28 protein-coding genes, 1 tRNA gene and 1 other RNA gene are annotated in these 26,913 nt (G+C 42.6%); 12 read left to right on the top strand and 18 right to left on the bottom strand.

Annotated features, from left to right (window positions below):
* Positions 1–139: 139 nt before the first annotated feature.
* On the top strand, positions 140–1,462 hold the full coding sequence (locus tag LIZ08_RS04440; RefSeq protein WP_155199204.1) for a DUF1958 domain-containing protein: 1,323 nt from the start codon (positions 140–142) through the stop codon (positions 1,460–1,462).
* Positions 1,463–1,778: 316 nt separating this feature from the next.
* On the opposite strand, the gene LIZ08_RS04435 is transcribed toward LIZ08_RS04440, so the two are convergent.
* Positions 1,779–2,870, bottom strand: coding sequence for a glycerol dehydrogenase (locus LIZ08_RS04435; RefSeq protein WP_227038355.1), 1,092 nt, complete (start codon positions 2,868–2,870; stop codon positions 1,779–1,781).
* A gap of 497 nt (positions 2,871–3,367) precedes the next feature.
* Positions 3,368–5,263: a M13 family metallopeptidase gene (locus LIZ08_RS04430; RefSeq protein ID WP_227038354.1), complete on the bottom strand. Its 1,896-nt coding sequence runs from the start codon at positions 5,261–5,263 to the stop codon at positions 3,368–3,370.
* Positions 5,264–5,411: 148 nt separating this feature from the next.
* Here LIZ08_RS04430 and LIZ08_RS04425 point away from each other — a divergent pair, with 148 nt between their 5' ends.
* From LIZ08_RS04425 to tpx, 4 genes are all read left to right on the top strand, one after another.
* Positions 5,412–6,134, top strand: a complete 723-nt coding sequence (locus LIZ08_RS04425) for a metal ABC transporter ATP-binding protein (RefSeq protein ID WP_049473110.1) — start codon at positions 5,412–5,414, stop codon at positions 6,132–6,134.
* Positions 6,131–6,973: a metal ABC transporter permease gene (locus LIZ08_RS04420; protein WP_049473111.1), complete on the top strand. Its 843-nt coding sequence runs from the start codon at positions 6,131–6,133 to the stop codon at positions 6,971–6,973. The genes LIZ08_RS04425 and LIZ08_RS04420 overlap by 4 nt, the downstream gene beginning before the upstream one ends.
* Before the next feature lie 11 nt (positions 6,974–6,984).
* On the top strand, positions 6,985–7,914 hold the full coding sequence (gene fimA, locus LIZ08_RS04415; protein ID WP_227038353.1) for a metal ABC transporter substrate-binding lipoprotein/fibrin-binding adhesin FimA: 930 nt from the start codon (positions 6,985–6,987) through the stop codon (positions 7,912–7,914).
* 77 nt (positions 7,915–7,991) lie between these two features.
* A complete protein-coding gene (gene tpx, locus LIZ08_RS04410) occupies positions 7,992–8,486 on the top strand; it encodes a thiol peroxidase (protein WP_227038352.1) in 495 nt (164 codons plus the stop codon).
* A gap of 395 nt (positions 8,487–8,881) precedes the next feature.
* Here the strand turns inward: tpx and LIZ08_RS04405 are convergent, their stop codons facing one another.
* Positions 8,882–9,907: a DUF3114 domain-containing protein gene (locus LIZ08_RS04405; protein ID WP_227038351.1), complete on the bottom strand. Its 1,026-nt coding sequence runs from the start codon at positions 9,905–9,907 to the stop codon at positions 8,882–8,884.
* A 124-nt stretch (positions 9,908–10,031) separates the two neighbouring features.
* Here LIZ08_RS04405 and LIZ08_RS04400 point away from each other — a divergent pair, with 124 nt between their 5' ends.
* On the top strand, positions 10,032–10,685 hold the full coding sequence (locus LIZ08_RS04400) for a metal-dependent transcriptional regulator (RefSeq protein WP_227038350.1): 654 nt from the start codon (positions 10,032–10,034) through the stop codon (positions 10,683–10,685).
* 21 nt (positions 10,686–10,706) lie between these two features.
* Here LIZ08_RS04400 and dtd read toward each other — a convergent pair whose 3' ends face one another.
* The 8 genes from dtd to LIZ08_RS04360 all read right to left on the bottom strand — a co-directional run bounded on the left by dtd (position 10,707) and on the right by LIZ08_RS04360 (position 17,665).
* Entirely contained in the window at positions 10,707–11,150 is a 444-nt protein-coding gene (gene dtd / locus LIZ08_RS04395) for a D-aminoacyl-tRNA deacylase (RefSeq protein WP_227038349.1), read from the bottom strand.
* Between the two features lie 276 nt (positions 11,151–11,426).
* Positions 11,427–13,646 carry a RelA/SpoT family protein gene (locus LIZ08_RS04390; RefSeq protein WP_049506398.1) on the bottom strand — a complete coding sequence of 740 codons (2,220 nt, stop codon included), beginning with the start codon at positions 13,644–13,646 and terminating at the stop codon, positions 11,427–11,429.
* A gap of 163 nt (positions 13,647–13,809) precedes the next feature.
* Entirely contained in the window at positions 13,810–14,553 is a 744-nt protein-coding gene (locus LIZ08_RS04385; RefSeq protein WP_003014229.1) for a 16S rRNA (uracil(1498)-N(3))-methyltransferase, read from the bottom strand.
* A gap of 1 nt (position 14,554) precedes the next feature.
* Positions 14,555–15,505: a 50S ribosomal protein L11 methyltransferase gene (gene prmA, locus LIZ08_RS04380; RefSeq protein WP_227038371.1), complete on the bottom strand. Its 951-nt coding sequence runs from the start codon at positions 15,503–15,505 to the stop codon at positions 14,555–14,557.
* 137 nt (positions 15,506–15,642) lie between these two features.
* Positions 15,643–16,116 carry a GNAT family N-acetyltransferase gene (locus LIZ08_RS04375; RefSeq protein ID WP_049506395.1) on the bottom strand — a complete coding sequence of 158 codons (474 nt, stop codon included), beginning with the start codon at positions 16,114–16,116 and terminating at the stop codon, positions 15,643–15,645.
* Positions 16,113–16,547, bottom strand: a complete 435-nt coding sequence (locus tag LIZ08_RS04370; RefSeq protein ID WP_049506393.1) for an NUDIX hydrolase — start codon at positions 16,545–16,547, stop codon at positions 16,113–16,115. Before LIZ08_RS04370 ends, LIZ08_RS04375 begins: the two co-directional genes overlap by 4 nt.
* A 49-nt stretch (positions 16,548–16,596) precedes the next feature.
* Positions 16,597–17,139, bottom strand: coding sequence for a hypothetical protein (locus LIZ08_RS04365; RefSeq protein WP_227038348.1), 543 nt, complete (start codon positions 17,137–17,139; stop codon positions 16,597–16,599).
* A 55-nt stretch (positions 17,140–17,194) separates the two neighbouring features.
* The gene (locus LIZ08_RS04360) at positions 17,195–17,665 is read right to left on the bottom strand and encodes a DUF3013 family protein (RefSeq protein WP_003009881.1); all 471 of its coding nucleotides are present in this window, start codon (positions 17,663–17,665) and stop codon (positions 17,195–17,197) included.
* Between the two features lie 114 nt (positions 17,666–17,779).
* Between LIZ08_RS04360 and LIZ08_RS04355 the strand changes: the two genes are divergently transcribed.
* The 5 genes from LIZ08_RS04355 (at position 17,780) to LIZ08_RS04335 (ending at position 20,630) form a co-directional block, all read left to right on the top strand.
* On the top strand, positions 17,780–19,051 hold the full coding sequence (locus LIZ08_RS04355; RefSeq protein ID WP_227038347.1) for a replication-associated recombination protein A: 1,272 nt from the start codon (positions 17,780–17,782) through the stop codon (positions 19,049–19,051).
* A gap of 66 nt (positions 19,052–19,117) precedes the next feature.
* Positions 19,118–19,310, top strand: a non-coding RNA gene (gene ssrS / locus LIZ08_RS04350) — 6S RNA.
* Positions 19,311–19,315: 5 nt separating this feature from the next.
* Positions 19,316–19,388: transfer RNA gene (locus LIZ08_RS04345), tRNA-Lys, on the top strand.
* Between the two features lie 95 nt (positions 19,389–19,483).
* Positions 19,484–19,897, top strand: coding sequence for a helix-turn-helix domain-containing protein (locus tag LIZ08_RS04340; RefSeq protein ID WP_227038370.1), 414 nt, complete (start codon positions 19,484–19,486; stop codon positions 19,895–19,897).
* Between the two features lie 217 nt (positions 19,898–20,114).
* Positions 20,115–20,630 (top strand): HdeD family acid-resistance protein, encoded by a 516-nt coding sequence (locus LIZ08_RS04335; protein ID WP_227038346.1) that lies wholly within the window; start codon positions 20,115–20,117, stop codon positions 20,628–20,630.
* Positions 20,631–21,331: 701 nt separating this feature from the next.
* Here the strand turns inward: LIZ08_RS04335 and LIZ08_RS04330 are convergent.
* The 5 genes from LIZ08_RS04330 to LIZ08_RS04310 all read right to left on the bottom strand — a co-directional run bounded on the left by LIZ08_RS04330 (position 21,332) and on the right by LIZ08_RS04310 (position 24,429).
* Positions 21,332–21,676 carry a lipopolysaccharide assembly protein LapA domain-containing protein gene (locus LIZ08_RS04330; protein WP_004250751.1) on the bottom strand — a complete coding sequence of 115 codons (345 nt, stop codon included), beginning with the start codon at positions 21,674–21,676 and terminating at the stop codon, positions 21,332–21,334.
* A 591-nt stretch (positions 21,677–22,267) separates the two neighbouring features.
* Positions 22,268–22,807 carry a T6SS immunity protein Tdi1 domain-containing protein gene (locus LIZ08_RS04325; RefSeq protein WP_009732101.1) on the bottom strand — a complete coding sequence of 180 codons (540 nt, stop codon included), beginning with the start codon at positions 22,805–22,807 and terminating at the stop codon, positions 22,268–22,270.
* Positions 22,808–22,932: 125 nt separating this feature from the next.
* Positions 22,933–23,418 carry an immunity protein YezG family protein gene (locus LIZ08_RS04320; protein ID WP_009732100.1) on the bottom strand — a complete coding sequence of 162 codons (486 nt, stop codon included), beginning with the start codon at positions 23,416–23,418 and terminating at the stop codon, positions 22,933–22,935.
* Between the two features lie 385 nt (positions 23,419–23,803).
* On the bottom strand, positions 23,804–23,902 hold the full coding sequence (locus LIZ08_RS04315; protein ID WP_227038345.1) for a TipC family immunity protein: 99 nt from the start codon (positions 23,900–23,902) through the stop codon (positions 23,804–23,806).
* Entirely contained in the window at positions 23,899–24,429 is a 531-nt protein-coding gene (locus LIZ08_RS04310) for a hypothetical protein (protein WP_049486467.1), read from the bottom strand. Before LIZ08_RS04310 ends, LIZ08_RS04315 begins: the two co-directional genes overlap by 4 nt.
* 216 nt (positions 24,430–24,645) lie before the next feature.
* On the opposite strand from LIZ08_RS04310, the gene LIZ08_RS04305 reads away from it, so the two are divergent.
* Positions 24,646–25,176, top strand: coding sequence for a hypothetical protein (locus tag LIZ08_RS04305; RefSeq protein WP_227038344.1), 531 nt, complete (start codon positions 24,646–24,648; stop codon positions 25,174–25,176).
* Positions 25,177–25,373: 197 nt separating this feature from the next.
* On the opposite strand, the gene LIZ08_RS04300 is transcribed toward LIZ08_RS04305, so the two are convergent.
* The gene (locus LIZ08_RS04300) at positions 25,374–26,081 is read right to left on the bottom strand and encodes an ABC transporter (protein ID WP_227038343.1); all 708 of its coding nucleotides are present in this window, start codon (positions 26,079–26,081) and stop codon (positions 25,374–25,376) included.
* Positions 26,078–26,758 carry an ABC transporter ATP-binding protein gene (locus LIZ08_RS04295; protein ID WP_227038342.1) on the bottom strand — a complete coding sequence of 227 codons (681 nt, stop codon included), beginning with the start codon at positions 26,756–26,758 and terminating at the stop codon, positions 26,078–26,080. The genes LIZ08_RS04300 and LIZ08_RS04295 overlap by 4 nt, the downstream gene beginning before the upstream one ends.
* Positions 26,759–26,913 lie beyond the last annotated feature (155 nt).

Here is a 26,913-nt window from a genome sequence, read left to right as displayed (position 1 = left end):
TATACTCAATTTAAATTATAGCACTTTCCAGGGAAATGTAAACGCTTTTACTGTGAAATTATTCTATTTCTTCTTTATTTTTTCAATTTCTTCTTTTTCTAGAATTTTTTCAAGTTGAATCCCTGGCCTGTATGATATAATGGAATCTATGAATTATAGGAGACATTTACACAAACGACTAAAACACAGCCTCTTGTCCCTCCTTGTAGGAGTCTTGGCATTTGGCACTATTTCCACTGCTTTTGCGGACGACATCTACCAGCAAGAAGATGTCATGAAAATCGCAGCTGATGCTGGACTGGTATTGGATGATTTTTACAAGCCTAAGGCTGATATCGTCATCGACGCCAATACTGGAGCCATTTTGTACGGAGACAATATCGACACGGTCCGGGACTCAGGAAGCATGGCCAAGCTCATGAGTGCCTATGTTGTCTTTCGGGCCCTCAAAGAAGGCAAGATCAAGTACGATACCGTGGTCACAGCAACAGAGGCAGACCAAGCCATCTCAGAAAACAACCTTTTAAGTAATTCACCTATTGTAGCTGGTGTAGACTACAAGGTATCGGAATTGATCAAGATGCTCTTTGTTCCATCTTCCAGTGCGGCCGTGATTATGCTCGCCAACGCCGTCACTGACAATGATCCCGATAAGTTTTTGGACTTAATGAATCAGTACGCGCAAGAAATGGGGATGAGCCATACCAAATGGCACAATCCAAATGGGGCGATGATCTCGGTCCTTCAGGGCTACTACAATCCTCAGCGCTACGATGTCAATGCGAATAACGAAATCACAGCGCGGGACATGTCTATTCTGGCTTATCACATCGTAAACGACCTGCCAGAAATGTTGGAATACACCAAGCAAGCTCACACTACGATCATGGAAGGAACCCCCTACGAGCAAAGCTACGATAACTACAATACTTCCCTCGAAGGTGGAAAATTCGCCCTTAAAGGAACAGATGGACTCAAAACTGGATCCAGCCCGACTGCTGACTACAACTACACCGCGACAACCAAGCGGGGTAAACAGCGGATTATCGAAGTCATTTTGGGGGTTGGAAACTACGATGTCGAGATCGCCGAAAGTTACCGCAATCAAATCGGGAATACCTTGGCTGAGAAAATGTTCGCAGACTACCAGTATAAAAAAATCCTTTCTGCAGGCGATCATACCATCGACGGGAAGACAATTCACTTGAAGCAAGACTTCTATGCGACTGTTAAGAAGGGGACGAAGCCAGCGCTAAAACTCGAAAATAACCGCCTAGTCGTCCAAAACGGCTTGCAACAGGTATCTCCAAGCATTAAACCGGGAGTGGCTGTAAGTGAGTCTAAAACAACGACCTCTAGCAGTAAAAGCAAGGGACTCGATGTCATGTGGCTCTTCTGCTTCCTGCCTGCCGGAATTTTATACCTGATCTTTAAACAAACCGATCCAAAAAGAAGAAAATAGGAAAAGAACTCCCATTACCATAAGGTATGGGAGTTCTTGGTTTGTCGACAAAGCCGTCTTAGAAACTTTCCTTAGGTGAGTACGGACGTCAGCGAACTTCGAAGAAGTTCCATGACTTAGTTTTGGACCTAAAGTTCCAAAACTCCCGAGTGCTAGAAACAATCGTGTTTCTAGCACTTTTCTCACGGCGGAAAGTTCCTAAGCATTTTTTAATGAGCCTTAAAAAGTATCTAATTTTAATTTTTTAGGCATCCATTAGTTTGTTTGATGTAAAAAATCAGTTTGTCTACATTATCTGTGAATGACAGATATTGATTTAGTCTAAACCTTGAACGTAGGCATCTACTGCTACGATGGCTTGGGCAATATCAGAAGCCTTCACTTCAAATGGCATTTGATGGATGGTTTCTCCTTCGATGGTGGCTTGTTGACCAACTTTGAGAAGATCTTCATAACTTGCAGTTTCAAGATGCATTTCTTTCAGAGTTGTTGGCATACCGATTTGTTGATAGAAACGAATGTATTTATTCAATTCTTCCTTCGGACGGTTTTCCAAGAACAATTGAACGAGCGTTCCGTAGGCTACTTTTTCACCGTGAGTTAAATGGTGGATGTCCCCAGTAAGGGCTGTAAAGCCATTATGGATGGCATGGGCAGCAGCTAATCCCCCACTTTCAAATCCAATACCACTGAGAAGGGTATTAGCTTCAATAATGTTTTCAAGAGCAGGTGTTACAACTTTGGCTTCACAAGCAGCCATGGCTTGAAGACCGTCTGCAAATAAGGTTTCTTCACAACGTTGTGCAATGGCGACACCCGCTAAAGTTTGTCGTTGACCCAACATGGTTTTTCCATTCGCTTGCATCACTGCACGCGCTTCTACCCAAGTTGCTAGGCCATCTGCGATACCAGAAGCGAGCAAGCGTTTTGGTGCTTGAGAGATCACTTTGCTATCCACCAAGACCAATTCTGGGTTCTTAGAATAGAAGATATAGCGCTCAAAGGCACCCTCATCCGTATAGATAACCGACAAGGCGGAAACGGGAGCATCTGTAGAGGCGATGGTCGGAGCAATCACAACTGGTGATTTTAGAAGATCAGCAATAGCTTTTGCACTATCGATGGTCTTTCCTCCACCAAGTCCAATGACCAAATCACAGCCATTTTCTTCTGCCAGACTAACCACACGATTGATTTCGTTGTCAGAAGCTTCTCCATTGAAGAAGACTGGCAAAACCGTGAGCCCATTTTGACCAAGGTATTCTTCAAAACGCTTCCCTACGATATCATAGACCACTGAATCACATAGCAAAACAGGGTGATTCCCTAATTCTGAAATAGATTGCGCATTTTCAAATAAGGCATTCACACCTTGAATGTAACGTGACGGACTTGCAAAATTTCTCATAGTCTGCTCCTTTAAAATTTATTTAGTTCACACCTATAGTAGCATTTATTTCTATGAAATTCAAAGAATTATACAAGGCTCCACTCAATTAAATTTATCTGTTCACGCAGTCATTGGAAGCGCTTCGTTTTTATTTGATGAATCTTATTATCAAAAATCCCCAAAGCTAGTTTCAGTAGGTTGAAACTTGACTTTGGGGATTTTTATTTTTTTCACGAGCGATCAAGAAAATCAATCGCTTAACTGAAGTTGAGACTACTTCCTTTGATCAACAAAACTAGTATCGCGAAATTGAACTCGCCCTAAAAGCGTCGAGAAAAAGAGAGATTGACTGGTGGGCCTGGCCCACATGGTCAAGAAAATCAATCGCTTAACTGAAGTCGAGACTACTTCCTTTGGAAAAAAGATAAATCAATTGGCATTCAGGGAATGCGGCATTGATTTCCTATTTTTCTGCAGGAAGTTTCGGTAAACCGAATCGTCTCTCCTATCTTAGTTTACCAAATAATCACACGATCCTCTGGTGCGCGCCACATGCCGTCGCCTTCTTTGACATCAAAGGTTTCAAAGAATTCGTCAAAGTTTGGTAATTGGACATTGGTGCGGAGTTTTCCTGGTGCGTGGACATCGACACTTGCGAGGAGTTGCATGTACTCTGTCCGAGCTTTCATGCGCCAGATGCGAGCAAAGTTGGTGAAGAATTCTTCTGCTGAGAAATCTTCCTCTTTCTTAGCGGCTTCAAGGGCTGCAGCGATACCACCGAGGTCTGCTACGTTTTCAGAAACGGTCAATTTCCCGTTGATCTTGGCACCGTAAGAGTCTTGTCCTTCAAACTGATCGATGACTTTTTGAGTCCGAGCGGTAAAGGCTTCGTAATCTTCTGGCTTCCACCAGTCTTTCAAGCTACCGTGCTCATCAAAGGATGCTCCATTGGTGTCAAAGGCGTGGGAGATTTCATGGGCAATGACTGCACCGATTCCGCCGTAGTTGGCTGATGATGATTGGTGAAGGTCATAGAAAGGTGCTTGTAAAATCGCTGCTGGGAAGACGATTTGGTTCTGTTGCGGATCATAGTAGGCATTGACCATATTAGCTGGCATGTGCCATTCGCTCCGATCAACTGGTTGGTTCCACTTGCTCCAAGTATGGGCAATGGAAATTTCATAGAGAGCTTGAGCATTTTCAACCAATGTTTTGCTCTCATCGATGATCTTTTTGGCGTATGTTTCTGGTAATTTTTCAGGGTAGCCGATATGTGGTGTGATGACATTGAGTTTGACAATGGCTTTTTCGCGAGTTTCAGGAGCGAGCCAGTCTGCTTTTTCTAAGCGCTCCTTGTAGACGTCAATCATGGTCGCTACTTTATGCTCTACATCTGCTTTTGCTTCTGGTGAAAATTTTTCTCCCGCATACCAGAGTCCAAGCGCTTGGCTATATGGTACTTCTGCTAATGACAAGGCCGCCTTTTCTTTTGGACGAGGTTCTGGAACACCTGCAATCGTACGACTATATTCACCAGCCAAGACACGGATTTCTTCGGTCAAGAATAAAGTCCAAGAAAGAGCTGCGCTGAGTTTCAATTTAGCATGAAGGGTTTCCCAGTTGGCTGCTGAGTAGAATTTTGGCGCAAATTCCTTCCAAAAACGCTCTTCTGGAACAATGATAGTATCTGGTGTTTGTCCAATCACTTCTGTAAAGAAGGTATCAAGTGGCAATTCTGGAACCAAGGCCTTGAAATCTGCCCATTCATAAGGATGGTAGAGTTTGTTGTACTCGGATTTTTCTTCGTTTGACAAGACATATTTGGCCAATTCTGCATCGGCCGCAATGACCTTATCCAAGATATCTTTGATTTCTGCCTCTGAGAAATCGAATTTTGCCAAGAGTTTTTCAACCATTTGACGCCAAACAGCCAATAACTCTGGGCCTTTTTCATTGCCTTCTTCATAGTAGGTTGTATCAGGCAAAATCAAACCGAGTGCTTCTCCCCACAAGACATTCATTTGGGCATTCATAAAGTCCGGTGACACGCTAAATGGCATGAGATTTGGTTTGCCAGCTAGCTCATAGGTGCCTAACTTACTGGTATAGTCTTCAAAAGAAGACAAGGCCTTGATTTCATTGATCAAGGGCATAGCTGGAGCCACACCAGCTGCATCTCGTGCCTCAAAATCTGCCACCATCTTGTGGTATTTGACAAAGTTTTGGAGAATGCTGTCTTCGGGTAAGTCTTCTCCCCGTTGCCATTTTCCGGTAATATCCAACATCAAGTTTTCAATCTCTTGGATCAAGTCCATAAACCCACCGGTTGACGGTTTATCATCAGGGATGACGGCTGTCTCAGCCCATTTCCCGTTGACGTAATCATAAAAATCATCTTGTAAACGTACCATGATCTTCTCGCTTTCATTCTTTTCTATTAACCTTATCAAAAATAGGTCTATTTTTCAATGATTACAAGCAAGTTAATCTAAATTATTTTAAAAATTAACTTGACTTAATTTTTAAATTTATGTATATTAATGGTAAAGGAGCAAAATCATGATTCAAATTGAACATTTAAGTGTTGCTTATCAGCAAACACTAGCCTTGGAGGATCTTTCCCTCACCATCCAGGGGCCAACCATCCTAGGAATTCTTGGCCCCAACGGAGCTGGAAAATCAACCCTGATCAAGGCTATGCTAGGACTTCTCCCTCATTCGGGAAAAGTCCTGCTCGATCAAAAAGATCTCGGCCAAGTTCTTCAACGAGTGGCCTACGTCGAACAAAAGACAGCTATTGATTTCCACTTCCCCATCACGGTGCGAGAGTGTGTCTCACTGGGCCTCTACCCCCATCTTTCTATTTTCAAGAGAAAAAGCAAAGAGGATCTCCAAAAGGTGGAAGATGCCCTAAAACTTGTCAATCTCCTTGATCTAGCGGATCGCCAGATTGGCCAGCTTTCAGGAGGGCAATTCCAACGGGTTCTAATCGCCCGCTGCTTGGTCCAAGAAGCAGATGTCATCTTTTTGGATGAGCCCTTCGCTGGAATTGACTCCGTTAGCGAAGACATCATCATGCAGACACTCCAAACCCTGAAAAAGGAAGGCAAGACCATCCTGATCGTCCATCACGATCTCAGCAAGGTTCCAGCTTATTTTGATCAAGTTCTGCTTCTTCATCGCAAGCTGATTGCCTTCGGAAAAACGGAGGAAACCTTTACCAAAGAGAATCTGCATGCAGCCTACGGGCATGAACTCTTTATAGGAGGTGAAATCAGATGATTGCAGAATTTATCAATGGATTACAACAATTTCATTTCCTCCAAAACGCTCTCATTACAGCTATTGCCATTGGGATCGTCGCCGGTGCGGTCGGATGCTTCATTATTTTGCGAGGCATGTCTCTCATGGGAGATGCTATCTCGCACGCAGTCCTTCCAGGGGTGGCCCTGTCCTTTATCCTTGGTATCAATTTCTTTATTGGCGCCATTGTCTTTGGGCTTCTAGCTTCCATCCTTATCACCTATATCAAGAGCAACTCCATCATCAAGAGCGACACAGCGATAGGGATTACCTTTTCTTCTTTCCTCGCCTTAGGAGTCATCCTGATTGGAGTCGCAAAAAGTTCCACCGACCTTTTCCACATCCTCTTTGGGAATATCTTGGCCGTGCAAGACCAGGATATGTGGATGACCATCGGTATTGGGGTGGCGGTCTTGCTGGTGATTGTCCTGCTTTTTCGCCCCTTGCTGCTCACTTCATTTGATCCGGTTTTGGCTCAATCCATGGGCGTCCGGGTCAAGGTCTACCACTACCTCCTTATGGTGCTCTTGACCTTGGTTTCTGTTACTGCTATGCAAAGTGTCGGAACCATTCTCATCGTCGCCATGCTTATTACACCCGCTGCGACGGCTTATCTCTATGCCAATAGCCTCTGGTCCATGATGCTCTTGTCCTCTAGCTTAGGTGCTCTTGCATCCATTTTGGGACTCTTTATTGGTTATAGCTTAAACATCGCCGTCGGGTCTTGTATTGTCCTCACTTCTGCCGTCTTCTTTCTCATCAGCTTCTTTATAGCTCCTAAGCAAAGAAAGAACAGGCACGCTCTTTCATCTCATTAAAGGAGAAACACATGAAAAAAATCGCTTCTTTCCTCGCCCTCTTTGTGGCGCTCTTATTTGGCCTTCTAGCCTGTAGCAAGGGGGCTTCTTCTGGAGCTTCTGGCAAATTGAAAGTGGTCACCACCAACTCCATCCTCGCAGATATCACCAAAAATATCGCCGGGGACAAAATCGAGCTCCACAGTATTGTCCCTGTCGGTCAAGATCCCCACGAATACGAACCGCTCCCAGAAGATGTCAAAAAAACTTCACAAGCAGACCTGATTTTCTACAACGGCATCAACCTCGAAACCGGTGGCAATGCTTGGTTTACCAAGTTGGTCAAAAATGCCAATAAAGTAGAAAACAAGGATTATTTCGCAGTGAGCAAGGGAGTCGACGTCATCTACCTAGAAGGCCAAAACCAAGCTGGAAAAGAAGACCCTCACGCTTGGCTCAATCTCGAAAACGGGATCATCTACGCTAAAAACATTGCCAAACAATTAATCGCAAAAGATCCAAAAAATAAGGACTTCTACGAAAAAAATCTAGCAGCCTACACTGAAAAACTCAGTAAGCTCGACCAAAAAGCCAAGCAAGCATTCAATAACATCCCAGAAGAGAAAAAGATGATTGTGACCAGCGAAGGTTGCTTCAAGTACTTCTCAAAAGCCTATGGCGTCCCATCTGCCTATATCTGGGAAATCAATACGGAAGAAGAAGGCACACCTGACCAAATCAAAACACTGGTAGAAAAACTCCGTCAAACCAAGGTGCCGTCTCTCTTTGTTGAATCCAGCGTTGATGAGCGTCCCATGAAAACTGTCTCTAAAGATACCAATATTCCGATCTATGCAAAGATCTTCACTGATTCCATTGCCAAAGAAGGAGAAAAGGGCGATAGCTACTACAGCATGATGAAGTGGAACTTAGACAAGATCGCAGAAGGATTGAGTCAGTAACCCTTCAGATTTCTAAACAAATCAGTGGCCCCTCCACCGGTATTGCGGTACAATAAAAACAAAAAAGGAGTCTTTTTATGGCAACATTTTTAGGAAACCCTGTTACCTTTACCGGTTCTCAACTTCAAGTTGGCGATACTGCTCATGACTTTTCACTGACTACACCAAACTTAGAGAAAAAATCTTTGGCTGATTTTGCTGGGAAGAAAAAAGTCCTCAGTGTGATCCCATCTATTGACACAGGTATCTGTTCTACTCAAACACGTCACTTCAACCAGGCCCTCTCTGACATGGAGGACACTGTGGTCTTGACGGTTTCCGTCGACCTTCCTTTCGCTCAAGGTAAATGGTGTGCTGCTGAAGGGATCGAAAATGCCATCATGCTCTCAGACTACTTCGACCATTCCTTCGGAAAAGCCTATGGCCTCTTGATCAATGAATGGCATTTGCTCGCACGCGCTGTCTTGGTCCTAGATGCGGACAACAAGGTCACTTACGTCGAATACCTAGACAATATCAACAGCGAACCAAATTACGACGCTGCAATCGAAGCCGTCAAAGCACTTGGATAAATGAAAAAAGAGGTCTGCGACCTCTTTTCTATATCTACAAAATCTGTTCAGAACCTTTCCTTAAGTGAGTACGGACGTCAGCGAACTTCTAGGAAGTTCCATGACTTAGCAAGATACAAAGGGTGTTCGCGGATAAAGTCAAAATAGGAAGTTTGACACAGAATCTTTTGATTCTAGGAAAACTTATCTTTTTGACACGATCCGCAGCCCGTGTTCAATTAGTTTTGAACCTAACGTTTCAAAACTCCCGAGTACTTGAAACAACAATGTTTCAAGCACTTTTCTCACAGCGGAAAGGCTCATCACCTGATAGATCAGCTCTAAGAACTTAACTGTTTTAACTTCTTTTAAGAATCTCTTAGGCTATTTTATGTAAAATAACAGTTCTTTCGTTGTTATAAAATCCGATGGAGCCCATTCTGGAGGAGAACCCGCCAGCGTAAGCGAGGGATGCCTCTGAGGAAACTTCGCACGCGTCTTGCTACTTGTTGCTTGTAGCTCTTGCCTCCTTGTGCAAAGACTCCTTTTCGACTCCAGTATCCCTCGATACCGCGGTCATTCTTCGGAGCTAGATAGCGAACACCTTGCTGATAGAGGACCTGCTTGCGAAAGGCTGGGTCCCAAGCTTTGACGGGGTCAATATCTAAGTCCTTATGGGTCCGGCCCCTAGCCAACCCGTAGTTAAAACTGGCACCATTGACAATGCCATTTTCAGAAACTTCTACTGGATCGACTTCATTGAGGAAATGCCCAGCTTGATCGAGAATATACTCCGTATGAAAATTTAACAAGACCTTGAAATTGACTTGTTGGGAGGCCCCTGATGGATAATGAAGGTGACCATCTGGCCTTAGGGAGACCTTGTTGTGAAGGCGGGCAGCCGCATAAGCATCCACCGTGACAGCTCTGGCCTCCTGTAGGTAAGCTTGTAAGGCCTCCTCGTCAGTCTGTCCAGCTCTCGCATTATGTATCCGAATCCATTGTGCCTGGTAACTTGAAAGTAGGTAGCGCAACTGGTGAACCTGGCGTTTCAAAAGCTGATCTCCCGACTGGTCCGCCAAGGGATCACTTTCAAAAGCGACCTGCACGACGCGTGAAAATGCCGTCCAAAAGTCGGATCCTGGCGGACAATCTGGAGCCATCCTACTCAGAAGAAAGGCTGTTTCTTCACAAGTTCCAGACAAGTCACTCGGCATCAGGAGAATTTTCATGACGCCCCTCAGTAAATCTTGGGCAGCAGTCTCCGTTAGATCCTTGATCTCCTGAAACCACATGTTTTGAAACAGAGGACTGGCAAAGAAAAAGACAGACTGGTATTGTTCTTGGTAGGCTTGTGGATCTTTGTATCCCTGCAAGTGCTTCTCTAGATAGGCTAAACTATTTTCTCTCCAGCCTAGTCTCGCTAATTCCCGTCTGTTCATGATGCCGTCCTTTCTATGCTACTATACTACCATCTTTTGGAGCTTGAGACAATTCTCATTACTCCACTAGCGTTTTTGAGGATTTTTTTGATATACTAGAAGTGAGCGAAGAAAAGAGGAAAGCATGACACCAAACAAAGAAGATTACCTCAAGTGCATTTATGAAATTGGCACAGAAGTAGAAAAAATCAGTAATAAGGAAATCGCTAGTCGCATGCAGGTCTCTCCACCCGCTGTGACCGAGATGATTAAGCGCATGATCTCTGAGGGCCTCTTGGTGAAAGATAAGACCCATGGCTATCTACTAACAGATCTGGGCTCGCAATTGGTCTCTGATCTCTACCGCAAGCACCGCTTGATCGAAGTATTTCTGCTGGAAAATCTTGGCTACACAACTGAGGAAGTCCATGAAGAGGCAGAAGTTCTCGAGCATACCGTTTCTGAACATTTCGTCGACCGACTGGATCACATGCTTGGGAATCCTAAGACCTGCCCTCACGGTGGGACAATTCCAAAGAAAGGCGAAAGGCTTGTCGAAGCCCACCAAGACCGTCTCAGTGAAACGACCCAACCTGGTCTGTATATTCTGCAAAGGGTCTATGACACCTATGAATTGTTAAAATTCTTAGACCAGATCCATCTCCAAATTGGTGATACCATCGCGTTTCAACGGTACGATGACTACACAGGCCTCTATCACTTCGTTATCCATGGACAAGAAATTTCTATCAACCAAGTGATCGCCCAACAACTTTATATCGAAAAACATGCAGTCTAATCTGACTGCATGCTTTCTTACTTATGGATTTTTTGTATCTAGCAAAATCGTCACTGGACCATCATTGATCAATTCAATCGCCATATCGGCTCCAAAGATCCCTCGTTTGACAGTGACTTCTTTTTCTAATTGATCATTAAAGGCATCATATAACTGACTGGCCATATCTGGCTTGGCAGCCCCTGTAAAAGCAGGACGGTTGCCTTTTTTGGTGTCCGCAAAGAGGGTAAATTGAGAGATCGACAAAATTTCCCCTTGGATATCTTTGACTGAAAGATTCATCTTATCTTCCTCATCTGAGAAAATACGCATCTGCGATACCTTTCGAACCGCATAATCTAAATCTTTCTGATCATCATCTGGACCGACACCTACTAGAAGCAGCAAACCTTGCTGGATCGCATTGTATACTTGACCATCAATGGAAACTGAGGCACTCTTGACCCGTTGAATCACTAATTTCATTTTACTATCCTATTTTATAAATCTATCGAGCATTCACTGCTGCGCTTGAAAGAACATCAACCTCAGACAACGAGCTAACCAAGCAATAAAAGAGTTCTGAGCACGTCCTAGCTTCTTCAAAGAAAATCGACATCAGACAAGGCAATGAGACGCAGGCACACCATCTGAAAAGTAAAGGCTGTTCAGTTGCTTTTAGTGCGAGGCAGCGAGACGAAGACAGTACTTAAGTACGGCAAGGCGAGCTAACGAAGCAATAAAAGATAACTGAGCAGCCGACTAGCCGTTGGTACGCTTAACAGAGTACACCTCCGGCACACTCTTAATCTTATCCACAACTGTTGTCAACATAGACAGGTTTGGAATCCCAAAGGAAATGTGGATATTGGCAAATTTCATGTCCTTGGTTGGTTGGGCATTGACGGTTGAGACCATTTTAGCTGTATTGGAGAGGACTTGTAGCACATCGTTCAGAAGTCCGGCACGATTGAGTCCGTAAATATCGATATGAGCGATGTAGTCTTTGGTCGTGTTGTTATCTTCCCATTCTACATCGATCAAGCGTTGCTCGTAGTTGTCTTGAGCTCGGAGATTCATACAGTCCTGACGGTGAATCGCAACACCGCGTCCTTTGGTGATGTAGCCGACGATTTCATCACCTGGAACTGGATTACAACACTTAGCAATCCGAATCAAGAGCCCAGAAGCGCCTTGGATGACCACGCCACCTTCGTGACGAACCTTCAGGGTGTCTTTTTTATTTTCAACCTTGACCTCGCCACCTTTGACTAGCTCTTCTGCTTCTGCGCGTGCCTTAGCCCGCTCTTCTTCTCGGCGTTCATCCTCCGTCAAGCGGTTAAAGATGGTAATAGCCCCAATCTCTCCAAAACCAATGGCCGCAAACAAGGCTTCTTCTGTCTTGTAACTTGATTTTTGTAGCACTTTGTCCATGTGCTTTTTGTCCATGAACTTATTGGCTACCAAGTCATGCTCGTGGAATTGGGCCATCAAGAGGTCCCGACCACGGTTAATCGACAATTCCTTGTCTTGATTTTTAAAGAATTGACGGATCTTGTTGCGCGCCTTGCTAGTTTTAACAAGTGTCAGCCAGTCACGGCTCGGACCAAAGGAGTTGGCATTGGTGATAATCTCCACCTGGTCTCCCGTCCGAAGTTTGGTATTGAGGGGCACCATCCGGCCGTTGACCTTGGCACCAATCGCTTTTTCCCCAACCTTGGTGTGGATTTCATAGGCAAAATCGATCGGTCCGGAATCTTTCGGAAGCGAGCGTACGGTTCCATCTGGTGTGAAGACGTAAATCTCTTCTGCCAGGATGTCTTCTTTTACATTTTCAACAAATTCTTTGGCATCGCCTGACTGGTCTTGGAGTTCCATCATCTCCTTAATCCAGTTCATCCCAATAGCCGATTCCTTGCTATTGACCTGACCCTTAATACCTTTTTTATAGGCCCAGTGAGCTGCAACCCCATACTCAGCGACTTCGTGCATTTCCTTAGTTCGGATCTGGAACTCAATTGGTCCTTTAGGGCCGTATACAGTCGTATGGATGGACTGATAACCATTGGCCTTCCGGTTGGCAATATAGTCCTTAAAACGCCCCGGCATTGGCTTCCAGAGCTCATGGATGTAGCCTAGCATAGCATAAACATCACTTGGAGTATCCAGGATACAGCGGATGGCAATCAAGTCATAGATTTCATCGAAGCGTTTCTTCTTATCCTGCATTTTGCGATAGATCGAGTAGATATGCTTTGGTCGACCATAAATTTTCCCATGCAGATGGCGTTCCCCAGCATAGGTCTCAATCTTGTGGACAACCTCTTCGACCAACTCTTCTCGCTCGCGACGTTTTTCCTTCATCATATGAGAAATCTTGTAGAATTCTGTCTCATTCAAATAACGGAAAGACAAATCTTCAAGCTCCCACTTGACGCTGGAAATCCCGAGACGGTGGGCTAGTGGTGCATAGATCTCCATGGTCTCACGCGAAATGCGCTCTTGCTTATCCTTGCGCAAATGCTTGAGGGTACGCATATTATGCAAGCGGTCTGCCAATTTGACCAAAATGACACGGATATCTTGAGACATGGCCATGAGCATCTTGCGATGGTTTTCCGCCAACTGCTCTTCATGGGACTTGTACTTGACCTTCCCGAGCTTGGTCACCCCATCGACAATCACGCGCACATCATGACCAAATTCGCGCTCTAAATCATCTAAAGTCGCATCCGTATCTTCCACGACATCATGCAAAAAGCCACAGGCGACCGTCACAGCATCCAGTTTCAGCTTGGCAAGGATTCCTGCCACTTGAATTGGGTGGATGATATAAGGCTCGCCAGACTGACGGAATTGCCCATTATGGCAATCAACCGCATAGACCAAAGCCTTTTGCACAAAAGCAACATCTTCAGGTGATAAATATTTTTTTGTAAGGGCAACGACTTGGTCCCCTGTTAAATTCTCTTCTTTCGGCATGTATTTTCTCCAGTTTCTTGGATACTATTTTAACACTTTTAGAAGCAGATGGGAACCAATGAAGCTACTTTAATATACGGATACTTCTCGAAGATCATTCTGGGATCCACCTTGCTTTCATCATTCTTGTAAAAAAAACTAACGAAGCGATTCCTTCACTTCGTTAGTTCATTAATTCTGTAACAACACTCACGGCACTGAGAGCGTAGAGTGGGGCCGTTTCCGCTCGTAGGATGCGAGGCCCAAGCCCTGCTAACACTGCTCCTTTAGCTGTAAAACTTTCAATTTCTGCAGGGGAGAGGCCTCCCTCTGGCCCAAAGATAAAGAGCAATTTACATCCAGCTTCTAATCCTGTCAGCGACTGAATCAGAGCGGCCACCTCGCCTTCTTTGGCTGACTCTTCATAGGCCACCACGGTGCGGTCAAACTGGTCGAGTTGGGCTAGAAAGTCTGCCTTTTTCTCAAAAAGGGTGATGCTCGGTACCAGATTCCGCTTGCTTTGCTCGGCTGCTCCAAGGGCGATTTTTTCTAGTTTATCGACCTTTTTACCCAATTTTTTGCCATCCCATTTGGCAACGGACCAATCGGCAGGGAAAGCCCAGATCTGGCTAGCTCCGAGTTCTGTTACTTTCTGAGTGATGAACTCGAGCTTGTCTCCTTTGGGAAAGCCTGATGCGATGGTCACTTGAATTGGCAATTCTACATTGTCAGCCAATTCCTCAACCAGCTCCAACTGACGCGCCTCCACATTGACCACGCGCGCCATACGCTTGATCCCATCATCAAAGACTAGAGTAACTTCGTCATCCTCCTTCAGGCGCATGACCTGAAACATGTGCTTGCTGGTTTCCTTGTCCTCGATAGTGACAGGTGATACGGCAAGACCTTTTACAAAATACTGCTGCATGCTAGCCTCCAATCACACCGGAGACATCCTTGGTCTTCTTGAAGACGCAGGCATTCCATTCCCCTTGGATCATGTGGGTCTCAAGGAAAAATCCAGCCGACTCAGCTGACTCACGCACCATGTCCCACTTGTCCTTGATAATGCCACTCATAATCAGGTAGCCTTCGTCCTTGACCAAACGATAAGCATCATCCGTCAGATGGATAAGGATATCCGCTAGGATGTTGGCCACGATGACATCTGCTTCAATCTCCACACCCTTAAGCAAATCGCCTGGGGCTACATGGATGTTCTCCATGCCCGGATTGAGCTCAATATTTTCCTGAGCGACGCGAACCGCTACATCATCCAGGTCATAGGCTAAGATTTCCTTGGCACCTAGGAGTGAGCTAGCAATAGAGAGAACACCTGAACCAGTCCCCACATCCAGCACCGTTTCCCCACCACGAAGGACCTGCTCCAAGGCAAAGAGGCTCATCTTGGTCGTCGGGTGAGTTCCTGTCCCAAAGGCCATACCAGGATCTAGCTTGATAATCTTTTCTCCAGCCGTCGCCTCATAGTCCGTCCAAGATGGCACGATGGTCAAGTCATGAGTGATACGAGCTGGCTCATAGTATTTCTTCCAGTTGTCGGCCCAGTCTTCCTCAGCCAAGGCAGTCGTGCCAATATTAATCTCTCCTAAGTCCATAAAGTCGGTCAATTCTGAGAGACGAGCCTGCAAGTCCGCTTCAACCGCTGCTACATCAACCGTTTCCGGATAATAGGCGGTTACCACAATTTCTTCTTGTTGCTCGACCTCAGGGAAAATCTCACCAAAGCGATCGACGTTGCCCACATAGTCCATGCTGTCTTCGATTGCGACACCTTGGGCGCCTAACTCGATCAAGAGATTAGAGACTAGCTCCTCTCCCTCACGCTTCACTGTAACTTTTAACTCTTGCCATGTTTCCATCATTAAGATACCAAGCCCGTAAAACATAAAGCCAAAATAGGAAACTCTCTGAAGACACTTGTGTCTAAGAGAAGTTTATCTTTTTGGCACCGTGTTTAGGGCGGGTTCAGTTTAGAAATTTAACTGAACCATCCTTTCTATTTCTCTATCAATTTTTTCATGTAGACCATATCCATGCCTTCTTTTTCAGGCTCGATATGGGTTTGACGGTAGCCATTTTTCTCGTAGAACGCGACCATGCCTGCATCCTGTAACACCGTACACAAATCCCATTGTCTAACGGTTGAAAATTCCTCTTCTAGCAAGCGTAATCCTTCAGATCCATACCCTTTTCCCTGATACGGAGGCAGAATCGCTGCAGTCCCCAACCAAGCTTCCGTTAACTCTTCATTGGTCTGAATTCGTAAAAAACCAATCTTCTCTTCGTTTTCTTTGACAAAGTAGTAATAGCTATTGGGACGCTCCAATAATTTCCATTTGATTCGCTCGCGATCCTCCAGATAGGGATCATATTCATCTTGGTATTTGTCATAGACTGCCTTAAAACTGGCTCTTTGAATGGCAATAATGGTTTCTAAATCCTCTGCTCCCGCTCGAACAAGTGTTATCATAAACCTTCCTCCAAATAATCCCTCAATCTCCCCTGTAGCTGAGGCACTGCCTGTTTAGACTTCAAAAATTCCTCAATAGGCATCAATTTATAGCCTTGTCCTTCATCTCCGAAGATGATATTGTCAAATTGTTCTTGCCTTAGCTGACCAACCATAAAGACCGATTGCTTGTCTTTAAAGATTACGCTAGGATAAATCTTGCTCCAAAGCAGACAGTCTTCATCTAAATGAATTCCCAGTTCCTCATAAACTTCACGCGCTGCGCACTCGAAAGGACTTTCGTTTCCTTCACGACCACCACCTGGCAACTCCCACATGTTGGGACAAGGGATATCGTCCTTGTCATCACGTAAGATAGTCAAGACCTTATCCCCACAAATCAAGGCAATCTTGCAACCTTGGAAATCCATTCTGCTATCCAATAATTCCATGATATTTACTCTTTTCTATGATAACAATTACTCTCTAGGAAAATACGAGCTAGCTTTCTTCGATTACTTTTTGGCACTCTGCATCCCAGTATGCTTGCCATCTGCCATGTTTTTTCGCAAAATAAACCGTAAACTCATCGTTTACATAATCTGCAACATAGCGAAGATTAGGCGGGTTTTCCTCACCACTTAATATCCAAGGATGGAAGTAAAAGGTTTTCTCCCACCTTTTCTGAGTATAGCCGAGATCCTTAGCATACTGAGGGATAGGTTGTTGCAACTCGCTTTCCAAATGGGACTGAATAGCATTGTCAATACTATTTAAACGAGCTAATAGTTGCTTAAACTGGTCTTCCTCTTCCGTATTAAAACCTACTAGAAATTCAAATTCCGCAAAGTCTTCAGGAAATTCAAGTTCTGTGACTGTACCATCTTCTGCATAGCGCCCCTCCTCATCGACAAGACGACGAGTTCCAGACTTCAATATTCGCTCGAAATCTAGATCCGCAAAGCGATTGCGGGGAAGAATATCAACTGACGGCTCAGTTTTAGCTGACCTTCTCCTGAAAAACTGTTTGACTTTTTCTAGCATAGTCTCCCCCTTCTCCTTGAATTTATTATTTAAAAATGTCCACTTAGAATCTTTTCTAATATCTCGGATAAGGGTAAAAAGTACTTTCTTCTAGGCCAACTTTTCCTTCTTCAAAAACTTCTTGGTTCCAGACGATCTCAAAGCTCTCTGCTTCTTCGTCTGCTAAGAAATCCATGAGCTCATCCAAGGCCAGCTCGGCTGTATCTCGGAGGAAAGTCGCAAAATAGGCTAGAAACTCACGAGACAAGCCTTTTTTAGGCTCATAAGGAATCGCTGTTAAATAGGCATCTTCCTCCACATGAGACTTGGCTGGATTGTAGAAGAGCACGGCTTCTTCAAAGAAGATATCCTCGTCAGATTCTTCGCCAGCTTCATCAACCAGTGCAACCCCGCCTGTGTTTTGCGCTTCCAAGAGAAAAGCCACTTCTACCGCATGGTTTTTCTTATCCCAATTGATCTCAAAATCAAAAGGAAAAACCTTGTCCATCTCCTCTTCTAAAACATCCAAAAATCCGTATTTAGACATAGCGTCCTCTTTCTAATTTCCCACTCTTAGAGCGGAATATGATACAATAGTTACTACAATCTTACCATAAAAACCGTCTCTTTGAAAGGAGACAAAGCTAGAAAGGAGAAGGAAATGCCCGACAATCTCGCACTCCGTATGCGACCACGGACGATCGATCAAGTCATCGGTCAACAGCACCTGGTTGGAGAAGGCAAAATCATCCGTCGCATGGTCGAGGCCAATCGTCTGTCCTCTATGATTCTCTATGGACCTCCGGGGATCGGAAAGACCAGTATTGCTTCTGCGATCGCAGGAACGACCAAGTATGCTTTTCGGACCTTTAATGCAACAGTTGACAGTAAAAAACGCCTACAAGAAATCGCAGAGGAGGCCAAATTTTCTGGTGGCTTGGTCCTGCTCTTGGACGAGATCCATCGCCTCGATAAAACTAAACAAGATTTTCTCCTGCCTTTGCTCGAAAGTGGTCTGGTCATCATGATCGGTGCAACGACTGAAAATCCCTTTTTCTCTGTCACACCCGCTATTCGTAGCCGCGTACAAATCTTTGAGCTGGAACCGTTGACGACGGAGGAGGTCAAGCAAGCTCTAAAAACGGCGCTGGACGATCCCGACCGTGGCTTTGATTTTCCAGTCGTGCTCGATGAGGACGCTTTGGATTTCATCGCTACCTCAACCAATGGAGATCTTCGCTCTGCCTTTAATTCTCTCGATCTGGCGGTGCTGTCGACCTCTGAAAATGCAGAAGGAATTCGCCATATTACGCTAGAGATCATGGAAAACAGTCTCCAGCGCAGCTACATCACCATGGACAAAGATGGAGACGGCCACTACGACGTGCTCTCTGCTCTGCAAAAATCTATCCGTGGTTCGGATGTCGATGCTAGTCTCCACTATGCAGCTCGTTTGATCGAAGCCGGAGATCTACCCAGCCTAGCTCGTCGCTTGACTGTCATCGCTTATGAGGATATCGGTCTGGCCAATCCAGATGCGCAGATTCATACCGTGACAGCGTTACAAGCAGCTGAGCGCATCGGCTTTCCTGAGGCCCGCATTCTCATCGCCAACATCGTCATCGATCTAGCCCTTTCGCCGAAATCCAACTCAGCCTACGTCGCCATGGACAAGGCCCTGTCTGATCTGAGGACATCTGGCAACCTTCCCATTCCTCGCCACCTCCGCGATGGTCATTATGCCGGAAGCAAGGAACTGGGAAATGCACAAAACTATAAATATCCCCACAACTACCCCGGCAACTGGGTCAAGCAGGACTACCTGCCAGACAAGCTCAAACACGCGTCCTACTTTATTCCCAATGAAAATGGCAAGTACGAGCGTGCTCTCGGAGCCACCAAGGAGAAGATTGATCAATTCAAGAAAAAGTGACATCGGTTTCAAAAAATTGAGATTTTCCCTTGAAATATTTTCAAAATGTGGTATCATATACATATAGAAACGCTGTGGTGTACGACTTCACACTTAAGTGTTGACCGACTATTTTTTGTATTATTAGGGAAACAAAAGACTTCTGGCAGTATGCAGGCCGTTTCACGCGGAAGCAGCTAAGTCAGAGCGAGTTGCCCACCTGCTTAATTGCGCGGGTTCAATACAAATCGTGAAGTTTCGGCACCAATACAGCTTTTTATATTTGCCTCCTTAGCTCAGTTGGTAGAGCAGTAGACTCTTAATCTATGGGTCGCAGGTTCGAGCCCTGCAGGGGGCATCTAAATCAACAGGAAAAAGCCTTGATTTATAAGGCTTTTTTGCTTGTCTATAACTGATTTGCCCCATCATTTGCCCCACATTTTTTTATGAGCAATCTTTCCAGACATCTCTGATTACGAAAAACAAAAAAGCTATCCTACCTTTGCAAATTTGGATAAGATAGCAGAATATTTTAATGCAACTCCAACCCAACTCTTTGGAACGAGTAAAGAGATTGAGTTAGAAAAGAGTGTTCTTGAATCTAATGAATACTCTGATAAAGTAAGTGAAATCTTAAAAGCTGTCAAATACATCGAGCATTTCCTACATACTGATGGACAGTACTTAGAGGATTTACTTTACTTAACAAGAGGCAACCAACTATACACAGAAGATGGAGATGAGTTGTATATTGATCCAACTTCTCAGAAAAGAACACTTCATAACCAATATGAACCTGGTTTTATTGAAGCAAGGGATAAATCTCCACTAGAGCTCTTAATTGAAAATAAGGAGCTATTAGATTAAATAAAAAAAGCGAGGATATCCTCGCTTCAGATTGAAGTTAAAATCTTTAGAAGACACTTTTATAAGGACTTTGTCTTAAATCTGTGAAAAGGAGTAAAAACTCCTTTTCTTTTTGTAAGTCAGACTGAAACTTCCAAATTGTTTATTTATTTTATTGACATTTTCTATAAAAGGAGGTAAAATAGCTTCATAATCAAACTATATAGGGGGTATTGAAATGAAATTTTTCAATCGTTTACTGCTATTCCTTGCAGGAGTTGTTTTTGTCCTTTTAGGACTTTTCCTATTTACAAACCCAGTAGCTAATCTTGTTGCTTACAGCTGGTGGATTGCATTTGGTTTACTGGTTTCTTCTATAGCAGCTATTTTAGGCTATTTCTCTGCACCAAAAGAGCTTCGCTCACCTGTTTATCTTTTCCAAGGGTTTGTTAGTCTTCTCTTAGCTCTTTACCTCGTTGCTTATGGCTTTGTGACCCTGCCGATCGTCATTCCGACCATTGTAGGAATTTGGTTAATTGTAGAAGCCATTATTGCTTTCTTTAAAGGCAATCGTCTAAGATTGATTTTCCCTATTATTGGTAGCAATAGCATGTGGGTATCCTTGCTTGAATTTTTACTAGGTCTAGTGATTCTGTTCAATCCAGTGGCTACAGGTGTCTTTGTCGTTTATGTCATTGCCTTTTCATTTTTAGTTACTGGCTTCACCTACATTATTGAGGCCTTTCGTAAATAGTCTAGTTGCTATTTCTATCGCATTCAAAAAAGCTGGGAAATCATATTCTCAGCTTTTTCGTCTCTTTAATTATCACTTTTTCGCATTCCATTCTACGTAGAAATTTGTTTTTCCATTTTATTCTCCAATTTGATCTCGCACTGACATTTATTTATAACAAAACTATATATCTAGAATAGCATAATCATTAGGTATTATAGGTTTTCAAACAAAATACGAGTCATTCGTTTTTGCCCCGCTTTTGCCCCATTTTTAAATCCTGACATTGAAAATACCTAAAAGTATTTCCCTAAAATCAGCTATATTTCAACATTTTTGTTTATTTTCAATATGAAAAGTTCTTACAAATTCATGTCGTTATCCTGAGAATAGTTAGAATAAATTAAAATAAGGTCTTTATCTAACACGAAAGCCACATATGTTTATTTTTCATTAACTTGTGTAATGAAAAATAACTGAAAATCTTTTGCATCTTTCTGAGTCGGAAAGTCAATTATAATATTGTCCAACGCAGTACCAAACCACCTATTTGCCGACCTTTTTCTATTGCTTTTACAGATAGGAGTATTCTTCCCTTAGCCAGCCAACGGTTTATCGACTTCATCCTTGCTAATAAACACCTGCTCTGTTAAGACGGGACACTCTTATCCCAAAAAAGTTCCAAAGTCTCACCTGACTCTGGAACTTTTTGATTTCTACACTTATTGTTTGGCTTCCTGTTTTAATTGTTGCACCTGTTCCTCGTACTGGACAAGCTCCTTGTCTTTTATATTGATAGTCGCTTCTGCTTCAGCAATGCGGCTTCTCAGATCTTGAGTCTTGCTATGGTGATAGCTAATACCAATAACACTACCAGCAATGATTCCGATTACTAGACAAGTAAAAATCACCAAAATCAAGGAAGCAGATAGTTGTGTAAAGACAAGACTGACAGTTACTGTTTGACGATTGAGCAGACCAAAGCAGATCACAATGACTAATAAGATCAAACCGCCAATTAGATAAGCCTTATCTTTCAGTGACAATTCATTAAATTTTTTTAGCATAAGTTCCTTTTCTCCTGACTATGTTGATAGAAAACTACACAACATTTAGATATTAACCGAAGCCATTCTACCAGAAAAATTCGATACTGTCAATAATTATTTGATTAACACTCCGTAACTCTACTTGAGTATTTACACATAATTATTGACAGTATCCCGATTTGATCTCGCACTGACATTTATTTATAACAACACTATATATCTAGTATAGCATAATCATTAGGTATTATAGGTTTTCAAACCAAATAGGAAACCTATATGAGTCATTCGTTATTTTTGCCCCACTTTTGCCCCATTTTTAAATCCTGACATTGAAAATACCTAAAAGTATTTCCCTAAAATCAGCTATATTTCAACATTTTTGTTTATTTTCAATATGAAAAGTTCTTACAAATTCATGCAGGGGGCATCCAATAAATCAACAGGAAGCCTGATATATCAGGCTTTTTTGTTTGTCATTTTGTTTTTTGTACCAAAATTTGTACCAAAAAATTTTACATTAACAAAATAAGCGAGTCTCATCCAAAGACTCACTATTTATCTAACACTCGTTTTCATCGAAAAAACCACCGCGAGGGTGGTTCTTTTTTATCAATCGTCAAACACTCCGCCTGTGAGTTGGTACATGAGGTAAATGTGCTCCAGGACTTTAACTTTATCCATATGATCCACATCTTTAAAGCCTCCTAATGCTAGGAGCGGGACAAAACCGAAACATTGGTTATAAGACAGAGCACCATGTTTTGACACAGCTTGTCTGTATAAATCAAGTTCAAATTTTTTTGTAATATATTCGTTATCTAAATATTGAACGAATAAATCCATCCCCTTACAAATAATATCCAAATCCTGAATATTATATTGGACAATTCCCACATAGGCGTTCTTTTCCCAAGTAACAATATCTCCAAACGCTGTTACGAACATAGGAAAAGCGACATCTCCTCTGAAATAACTATCTTGGAGAAGCTCAAGATAATCATCTGGATTGATGACTTTTAGATAACCATCTAAAAAGGTTCCCAAGCCATCTTCCTGCCAAATCTGTAACAACTCAGCAGGGACTTGGTCCTTGTATTTTTCAATAACTTCTTGGGGCATATCTGCCACTTTGATAAAGTTTTCTAGCATGTTTTCCTCCGATTTGATTTTTAGCATCATTTCTCTACAACCATAGTATACCATAAACCATATGTACCAACATTTGTTAAACAACAAGAAAACCACCGCGTAGGTGGTTTATTCTTTAGATATAACTATTTGCCATTATGCTCTCTTTGGAAGGCTTTCATAGCCTTGAACTGTTCTAGTTCTTTTTCATTAGCTGGTTGCTTTCCGAGATATTTATATTCAAAAAAGTCCATTTGTTGACCTGAACTATAATCACTTTCATTCCAAGGTGCATAGTCAAATTCAGCAGATAATTTCGTGCCAATTACTTTTATAGTACAAGAAGTCCACAAAGGTTGGCCTTCTTTCTCAAAAATTTCTCTCAACTCCCAAGCTAATCTAAAGGTGCGTCTTTCTTGATTCCGAAATTCTAAATTAGGAATACCATACCGCTTTGGAATATATAGATTGTAGATATACTCATTTTTCCCCTCTTCATTAAAGAAATAATATACCTCTCCTCCATCAAAAGCTAAACTTATGTTAATAAAAAGATTATCCCATGCTACTGGTATTGTCTCATTAACACTCTGTGCAATCTCACGAATTTTTTCATTAATTTGTTTTTCCATTTTATCCTCCGATTTGTTCTCACGCCGACATTTATTTATAACAACACTATATATCTAGTATAGCATAATCATTAGGTATTATAGATTTTCAAACCAAATGCGAGTCATTCGTTTTTCCCCACTTTTGCCCCATTTTTAAATCCTGACATTGAAAATACCTAAAAGTATTTCCTAAAATCAGCTATATTTCAATATTTTTGTTTATTTTCAATATGAAAAGTTCTTACAAATTCATGCAGGGGGCATTTTTTATGCACAAAAAGCCTTGAAAACCAAGGCTTTTTTGCTTGTCTTAAAAGTATTTGGCTCACTTTTTTATGAATACAAATAAGTGAGCTTCATAGCAAGGCTCGCTTTTTCTGTTATGAAAGAAAGAACTTATTTTCTAGTTTTTAGATGAATCATCTCTCCAAATATCTTTCACGGTCAAATCGCCCCAATTTTTTGGGCTGAAGCGACTGGAGTAGATAGAGGTCCAGTTCACCGATCCACCACTTGCGCTTTAAAGTGGGCCGGTTTATCGTCTACATTGGTGATGGTGATGTTGTAGGGCTTTCGTTCCGTCACCCCAAATACTTCCTCAACTTCCCCTTGAACCACTATTCCATCGTTTTCTAAGTAGAAACTCTTACTTTTATCATTCGGTAAGTCTTTACGTTCTGTTTTGTCTTTTAAAAAAATGAGCTCCGTTATTGTTTGCTTTTCAACACTATAGACTATATTACTATCTTTCATCCCCCAACCTTTTCGACCGGACAATTTTAACTTCGTATCGTCTAATTTTTTAAAATGGAGTTCCGAATTATACTCTAGCTGGTCCGTATTGGGATAAACTCTCAATTGAACACTTTGACCAGGCTGGAGGGTATAGCTCCCATAAGTAAGGATCGAATAAACAAACCAGATTGCAAAGGAAGCATATAAGAATCCAATGATCTTTCGTGAACGTTTGCTTTTAAAACGACGTAAAAGTAAGACGAGAGAAATCATAAATATCAGAGGTGTTAGCATTTGTCTTCCTTTCTTACCAGCATTGACCCGGTTATGATTTCTACAGTAGCTTTTCATTTCACTCCTAGCCACACTTTCCATCTAGTATACCATAACCTGAAATGATCTAATCACAAGAACCCCACCAAACATTTGACAGCTCTTCATCGAATCCGCTATGATAAGGGTACTTGAAATTCCAAGTTTTCGTTGCATCTTAAATGTAAGGAGTCCAAAATGAAAATCTATTATTCAAAATATGTCGGATATGGCTCTCTGGCTTTTGCCTGTGCGCTCTTTATCCACTTAGCTTTTTTATCGATCCTAGGTTTTGAGGGGTTTCCAAAAATCACTTTTATCACTCTCATTCAGATCCTTTTATTGTTGATTGCGATCTATGCAACCATTGCTGGGATCAAAAGACTGACCAGTCGTCAGATCGCCTTTGAGCTGACTTCTGATGGGATCCATGCTTATCAGGGAGTGATTCTGACAAAAGATATCTTTATTCCCAAGGAAGATTTGCTGAGTGCAGCCTATAAAGTGGCTGACGTTAGTGACCCCGATCACCAAAATAGTAAGAGTTATTTTATCGAATTTCAGCTGAGGGAAAATACTGCACTAGAAAATCTCTCAAAATCTAATACGATCATTGACACAGAGCACCATACCGTAAAACTCTTCGTCAATTTCTGTAAATTTAAGGAAGAAGATTGGCAAAACCTATCCAAGTACTTGACGAACGAATACCAAATAACCGTTTTATAGCAAAGAAAAGAGAGTGGGACAGAAATCGGTAATTCGTTAGAATTCGATTTCGTCGTCCCACCTCCGCACAGTTGAGTAGGGCTGTAAAAGCTGATGAAATCAGCGTAGTAGAGCCCACTCAACCACTGCGTCTTGCTCGACAATCCAAAAACAATTGAGAGGCTAGGACTTTTGTCCCAGCCTCTTTTTAACTGCTCTTAGTTCCCCATTTTCCCTTTGGGTACGAGCAGATAGAAAAATAGCAAATTCAATCCAAATACGGCAACAAAGAGCGCTAATTGGGTGGCATCAATCGTTTGTTTCTCGGTCAAATCTTGGATCAGCTTTGTATAATAATAGCCTGGGAATACCCGTTGTAGCTTGCCAACTAAGTCCATAAATCCTCCACTTGCACCAAGCGCATCAAAGGGAATAATGGTCATGGCTGCTAAAATAATAACTGGAAAGCCAATGGTATCAATCGTCTTGGCATCTACCCTCACCCCAAGTACAAAGCCAATCACACTAAAGTAGATCCCCATCAAAGATAAGAGGAAAAATTGTACCAACAGGCTAGTCGTCACTGGAAAGTGAAAACCTAGGACAGCAACTACTAGCACCGCTAAAAAGATCAGGCTGTTCAGAATCAGTTGTACAATCGATTGATCCCATAAATAGTGCTTGACGCTATAGTTTGTAAAGCGGGATTCAAAAGAATAAAAACCGATATCTGAGGCGATTCGCTTACTAAAAGTTGCAAGGCTATTGCCAATGACCCCGATAAATACAGCAATGCCTAATAAAATACTTGGTGAAATCCCTTTTTGAAGCTGATAAAAGAAGATATACCAGCCTATGGGTAAAATAATGGTGAATAATACAAAGCGCTTATTTCGTAAAACTTGTTTTAATTGAATCTTTTTCATGCTTGTTCCCTTCCTTTATTCATCTCTTCTCGGAAATACTGCTCAATGGTTTGACCAGCCTGGTGAATGTCCTCAACAGCCTTTGTTGCAGCAATTCGACCCTCTTTTAAAATCAAGACTTTTGTAAAAAAGGCATCAATTTGGTTAAAATCATGGGTCACCACAACAGATGTAAACTCTTGCTGCTCCAGCAATTTCCAAAAATTATCCACTGCTTCCAAGTCCATGCCAGTCGTCGGCTCATCTAAAAAAATCAACTTTGGATGATTCAAAATGGTTAACAACAAGGACAAGCGTCTCTTTTGACCACCAGAAAGACTTCCCACCATCTGCTCTCTTGATTCTCTCAATTCGACCATCTCTAAGAGTCCATTGATATCAGCCTGCTTCAGCTGATTCATCCGGCTTTTTAATTCGACGAGTTCGGCAACGGTCAGATCCTCGATGAGCAGATCCCCCTGAGGCATCATCCCAATTTCTCTTTGAAAATCAAGCGAAGTCTTTATCGTCCCCGAATCAGCCTGGAGTTGCCCTGCGATAATGTTGAACAGGGTGCTTTTACCTGCTCCATTATTTCCCAGCAAGGCAATTTTGTCTCCTTCTTCTATCGAAAAAGACACCCCCTTTAATACAGCTTTCTCCTTAAATGATTTTGTAATAGATGCTACCTGAAACATACGATCCCTCTTTTCTTATTGATCTTGTGTCCATTATACGTCAAAGAGAAAGCCTTGGAGGCTCTCTGTCAGAATCGGTCAAAAAATCGTCGTGAATGGTCAAAAAAGAGGCTGGGACAAAAGTCCTAGCCTCTCAATTATTTTTGGATTGTCGA

This window comes from Streptococcus sp. 210928-DFI.4.42, assembly GCF_020554365.1.
Lineage (GTDB): Bacteria > Bacillota > Bacilli > Lactobacillales > Streptococcaceae > Streptococcus > Streptococcus parasanguinis_S.
Note: the sequence above shows the minus strand (reverse complement) of the source record. Positions and strands in the feature narration are given on the sequence as shown.